This window comes from Aquimarina pacifica (assembly GCF_000520955.1).
Taxonomy (GTDB): Bacteria; Bacteroidota; Bacteroidia; order Flavobacteriales; family Flavobacteriaceae; genus Aquimarina; species Aquimarina pacifica.
In genome coordinates this window covers 1-6,221 of record NZ_JACC01000074.1, presented here as the reverse complement: position 1 = coordinate 6,221, position 6,221 = coordinate 1, and the positions used below count along the sequence as shown (strand labels likewise).

The following is a 6,221-nucleotide window of genomic DNA, read 5'->3' as shown; positions in this document are numbered from 1 at the left end:
CGTACCAGATGCTCCATACGCCTCATCTGCATCACTACAACCATCATTGTCACTATCTGTATCAACACTATCTACATCACCATCACCATCTGTGTCTACACATAAAGAAGTAAACACAATATTATCTAATCCTATGTATTCTGCATCAATACAAGTTGTTCCAGCATTTCCAACTTGTCTGTCATTAATATTTTCAACTTTGATTGAAATAATATCTAAATCCGCAAGGACAGCTGCTAGACTTCCTCCAAAATTTGCTGTAGTAAGGTCTACGGATATATTATGCCAGTTTCCATCATTTACCAAACTTCCTACAACACCGGTTAATGGGTAGGTAACAGAAGTACCTCCTCCATCTAATACTACAATCATATCACTGGTAGTAGGACTTGCTCCTCCATAAACTCCATTTATCCAATCAAAACTTAATGTACCGTTATCAATTAAGGCAGATAAATCCAAGTTTAAATCTGTCGGATTCTCAAAATATACATTGCCTGCAGATTCATCTGTCCACAAAATATAGTTAGTACCTGTTGGACTAGAAGGTACCGATGAAAAATCACAACTTTGGTTGGTTAATGCTGCTGTAGAATAGATTACAGTCCCGTCATTACCGCCTGCATTATTGTTATCAACAATCCACCCTTCATTAGTAGCATCGAATCCAATCGAAAATGTGGTTAAATTACATTCTACAGTATCTAAAATCCCATCGTTATCATCATCAAGGTCTATACCATCTCCAATACCATCATTATCGGCATCATCAAATACCAAATCACAAGCATCAGCAATACCATCACCATCAGAATCAGGGCCTCCGATTTGTTGGTAATCATCTGTAAGATTGACATCGTCATCAACAGGATTTGCATAACCTGCGGCAACAACAGCTCCATTTGTATCTACGGTACCAGCACCTAAGGTTAATGGTTCTGCAGCTACATTTGCAGGATTATATACTCCGCCATCACCACCATCAGCATCTGCATCTGCATAAGCCTCATTAGCATCACTACAGCCATCACCATCACTATCTAAATTTAAATAATCGAAACTACCATTATTTCCGGTATCCGTTGGAATTATTCCAGCTCCTCCATTTGCCAATGAGGGAACCCCGTTGTTTGCTGTATTATCTGTGTTATTATTATCGTCATTATAACGTCCTTCTTGTCCTGGGAATAGACTTGGGTCTCCACCCGCTTCTATGACATCATAAATTCCATCGTTATCACTATCTATATCTAAGTAATTCGGAACTCCGTCATTATCCGTATCACAACTAACTATTCCGGTAAATAATGACGTAAAAGGAGTATCAACAAAACCAACTCCATCAACATCCCATTGTAAAACGGCAGATGAATTCGCTCTACCATCATTAAGTGTGTATGCCACTCGTACATAATTACTGGTAACAGGGTTTACAATAAAGGTAGGTGTTGCAGCTCCACCTAGAGATTCTCCGACATAACGTAAATCTGATTCTAATACACTAGGGTTTCCTGCCCCATCATGTGCTACAAAAAGCGCTTGCCAGTCGGCAAATGTATTTGGTGATTCTACCCTAAAAGTAACAGAGGTAGCACCATCGGGAATTTCGACTATCGCTGAGACTATCATATAGTTCCCTGAAGACGCACCTATACCTGCTCCTAAATCAATCATACTCATCCCTTCATCAAAAGTCAGTGTTCCTGAAGTTCCTGTCAAAGTCCTAGTCGCATCTGGTACTGCTGTAATTACATAATCATCATCTGGAACTAAAGAAGGAGCTAGAATTACATTGCCAAAACCTAAATAAGGAATCGTCACATCAGTACGATTACTAGGAGTCACTGCACTCGTTGTTCCTGGATTCCATGGAAATGCACCTGTACCAGAATCAACTAATGGATCTAGGCTCCAATTTTGAAAGAAAAAACCGTTATTAGCTGTAGGTGAACATTGAATATTTTCTATTACATCTAAAATTCCGTCATTATCATCATCCAAATCTATTAAGTCCCCAACACCATCATTATCAACATCATTAAATACTATATCACAGGCATTAGCAATACCATCACCATCAGTATCTGGGCCACCAATTTGCTGGTAGTCATCTGTAAGATCGGTATCATCATCTATTGGATCAGAATAGCCCGCCGCAACAACGGCCCCATCTGTGTTCACGGTTCCGGCAGCTAAGGTTAAGGGTTCAACGGCTACATTTGCAGGATTATATACTCCGCCATCACCACCATCAGCATCTGCATCTCCGTATGCCTCATTAGCATCACTACAGCCATCACCATCACTATCCAAATTTAAATAATCTGGCACTCCTGATGTGGTTTCAATAGGAGTAATTCCTGAACCACCATTTGCTAATGATGGAACCCCACTCGTTACTACATTGTCATTATTATTATCATCATCATTATGACGTCCTTCTTGTCCAGGAAAAAGACTTGGATCTCCACCTGCTTCTATGACATCATAGATTCCATCGTTATCACTATCTAAATCCAAATGATTTATAATACCATCAAGATCAAAATCATAGGCATCAGGAACACCATCACTATTCGAATCGGTATAAATAGTCGTAGAGCCATCTCCCGCAATATTATTATCAAATACATCGGCATAGTTATACTGTCCGTCACCATCTTCATCTCCAAAAGGGTCTAAACCTGTATATTCTACAGTATCTAGAATTCCGTCATTATCATCATCGAGATCAGTTGGATTATTAACGATATCATCGTCTATATCTTCACCAGCACGCCAGTCTAGTTCTCCACCAACTTCATCGACATCAGGAAAATCAGCAGGTACTTGACCATCATTCGTTGAAGCATCTGGATCTGAAGGGCCATCGGTTTGATTATCATAATTATCGTCTAAACCATCATAATCAGTATCGATACCTGTAGGCAATACGTCGGCTATACCATCCCCGTCAAAATCATTCCCCTCAATCAAATCAGAAATTCCATCATCATCACTATCACTATCAAGGTAATCCTCAAAGCCTGTAGCATCGGTATCTGCTAATACATCATTAGGAATACCTGATCCCGGAAAAGTTTCATAGTTATCAGCAAAACCATTACCATCACTATCCATTCCCGGTGGCTCGTACTCACTAGTTTCTTGTGCTTCTATATTATCGATAATACCATCTCCATCAGAATCTAAATCAAAAGAATCGGGAATACCATCATTGTCAAAATCAAAAATCGGATTGATTAGACCATCAGCATTACCAATAGAACCTCCTGTAGCAAGAGAATCGTCATCATCTATTAACAATGGAACCCCATCACCATCCTCATCAGCATTTGGATCTAATCCTCCATTTTCTACTGTATCTAAAATCCCATCATTATCATCATCTATATCTATATCATCTTCAACCATATCGCCATCCCAGTCCAAAGGATTGGGTTGCACTTCACAGGCAAAGCCATCATTGTTTCCAGAAGGGTTTGCCACCAAAACACTTTGCATTGTAATAACATCTGTGGGAAGTGTTGTAGCTGCTACTAAAGTTTCTACATCAAGAGCTCTATAAATATTTCCATTATCATTACTAAACGCATAAAAATTACCTTCTCTATCTTGCCATGCTGCACCGAATGAAGTTCCTGGTGCGGTTGCTCCTACTGTTCCTGTAAAGTTTATGGTTCTTGTTATTGCGTCTCCTGTGGCAACATCAATAATAACCATATCGGTACCATTTACTCCATAAATAAACCCTCCTAAATATGCATAATCCGCAGGTGTAGGTATTGCGGGAGTACTACCTGGGTTTGCATTGTTTTTAGTAATTTCGGTAATTCTTGGAGAGGTCGAAGCATCTATAGTTGCCGGTAGAGTAAGGCCATCTACATCGATTATCAAAATATTATTCCCATTCACATTACCTATAAATTCATCTTGTGCAAAAAGAGTATTGTTAAAAGCAAAACCAGCAGATAAATTAGTAATTGTAATCTTACCCTCTAAAGAATAATTATTTGCTGGATCATATACTGATACAATGTTATCTGCATCGGCTGAATCTCTAGAATATATAAACTCTGTAATCCTGTTATATGCAGAATTCGATGCAGAACCTACTGCTGCTCCTGCTAAATCACCAACATCAACATATTCTTGCAAAAATGGGTTATACCTAAATACATTAGCAACACCACCAGAACCAACCGTCTGGTATAGAGTTTGTACAACACCACAATCTTGAGAAAACCCCTGATAAGAAAATAAAATTGAAAACAAGAATATAAAAAACTTGTAATATATTTTGGATCTTTTTAGATCAGTATTAGGTGTAATTAAGGAAGTAGTAAAAATTTTCATATGCTTCTATGATAAAATTATTCTATAATATTTCTTTGGTTTTAATCAAAGTATTAGGTTCACCATTCTAAAATGAAATATGCTAGCACGAATCGCTAGATATTAATAAATACTAATAATAAATATTGAGAAAGTTAATCTTAACACATTACAGAAATAATGTTCATACAAATTCTGAAGTAATTGCAAGCTTATGATATAATTCGAAATAGCTCCCTTATAACTTTTACATCTTGACAAATCACGAAGAAATATAAACTTATTTTTTCTTCTCATGTGTTACGTTACCTTATTAACTACCCTTTAGACATTATTTATCTAGTCATAATAATACTTTTTATATAGTATATCACAATCAAATAAAAAACAAAAAACAAACAAAAAATTATAGTACTTAATCTAATTAACACAAAAACTTTAGAGGAAACACTTGCTCATATTTCTTAAAGTAAAATGTCATTTATTGAGGGGTTGAAAAAAATAAATGTGATTTGTTAAGTAGGTTTAATTTTCAGAAGTATTTATTATGCCATATATATTTTTAGGATTAGTATTTACCAAATATATTAATAAAATTTTAACTAATACACGAGGTTAAACCATAAAATTATTATATAACAACCATAAAAATGTTAAAAAAATGAATTTTCAATAACATCAAAATATGTTTTATGTTTTTTCACCTTTTCACTTGTAGTAATAGAACTAATACCATTTCTAACTTTGAATAGGTAGCATTTTTGAATTACAATCAAGAAGATAAAGCATTTTTTTTTACTCAAATTTTACTCAAATAAATAGTCCAATTAGATTTGCACGTCTATCATTAAATCTGATTACGTTACGGCAAAGAAAAAAGCACCCGAAACAAACCTTTTTACATTGTTTACCAAACACTTAATATATTTAAAGCACCAATATCTATCCTCTTAAAAAAAAATCAATATTAAATTAAAATCTCTTCCGATTATATCTAAAACAGGAGCCATTTTAGACATATATAATTAGGTATTCTTTTAAGTTCTAAAAGTTAAAAACTAATCATATAGTATTGAAGGTAAAGAAGGTCTTAAAGAAGAGAAGTGCTTATAACCAATACTATGGATTTGTATTAATAAATAAACTTCTTTATTAATAGGCACATGTTACTTACAATCAATCATTGATTTTAAAAAAACTTAAATACAGAAGCTTATATCAATAAGACCAATAATTCAAAAGAGATGTTAACAGATTTACCAAAAGATATTCTTCTAAAATCAAATAAAGAATATCTATCAAAAAGAAGCTTATAAACTAAAAAACATACTCCAAAAGAGAGATCTAAAAAATCTTCGAAACTCCTTTGTTGACTAAAGTTACTTTACACATAAATGACTTCTCTTTAGTATATAAAAAGTAGTAGAAAATTTAAATTTGCTGTTTCTATTAAGGCTTTTATTTAAAAATTCATGGACAATAAATGTACAAGTCATAATTGCATCTCTATTTATAGAAATTGACCGAATGCTTTATTTAGAAAAACAAATACATAATAATTGATATCAGAAACTATACAATAAAGCCTCTTTTCTATTGTATTACGATAAATTCACTTCTTCTATTAAGTTGATGTTCTTCTTCGTTACAGGATGTATTATTAGCACATTTGTTAAGTATTGAGGTTTCACCATATCCTCTGCCTGTGACTCTAGAGGAGTCAATACCTCCTTTTTCGATAATATATTTGATAGTGCTTTTTGCTCTGCGCTCACTCAAATACATATTGTAGTTATCATCGGCTCTGCTATCAGTATGAGAACGTACATCTATTTTGAGTTGTGGGTATTGATGTAATGCAGCGATTACTTTTTGTAATTCTATTT

At 34.6% G+C, this 6,221-nt stretch carries 1 protein-coding gene and 1 pseudogene; both read right to left on the bottom strand.

Annotated features, from left to right (window positions below; translation table 11 throughout):
* A pseudogene (locus tag DZ60_RS0121640) lies at positions 1–4,356 on the bottom strand (hypothetical protein); the annotation flags it as partial.
* Between the two features lie 1,572 nt (positions 4,357–5,928).
* The coding region (locus tag DZ60_RS23680) for an OmpA family protein (protein ID WP_034230379.1) at positions 5,929–6,221 on the bottom strand (293 nt) is incomplete at its 5' end.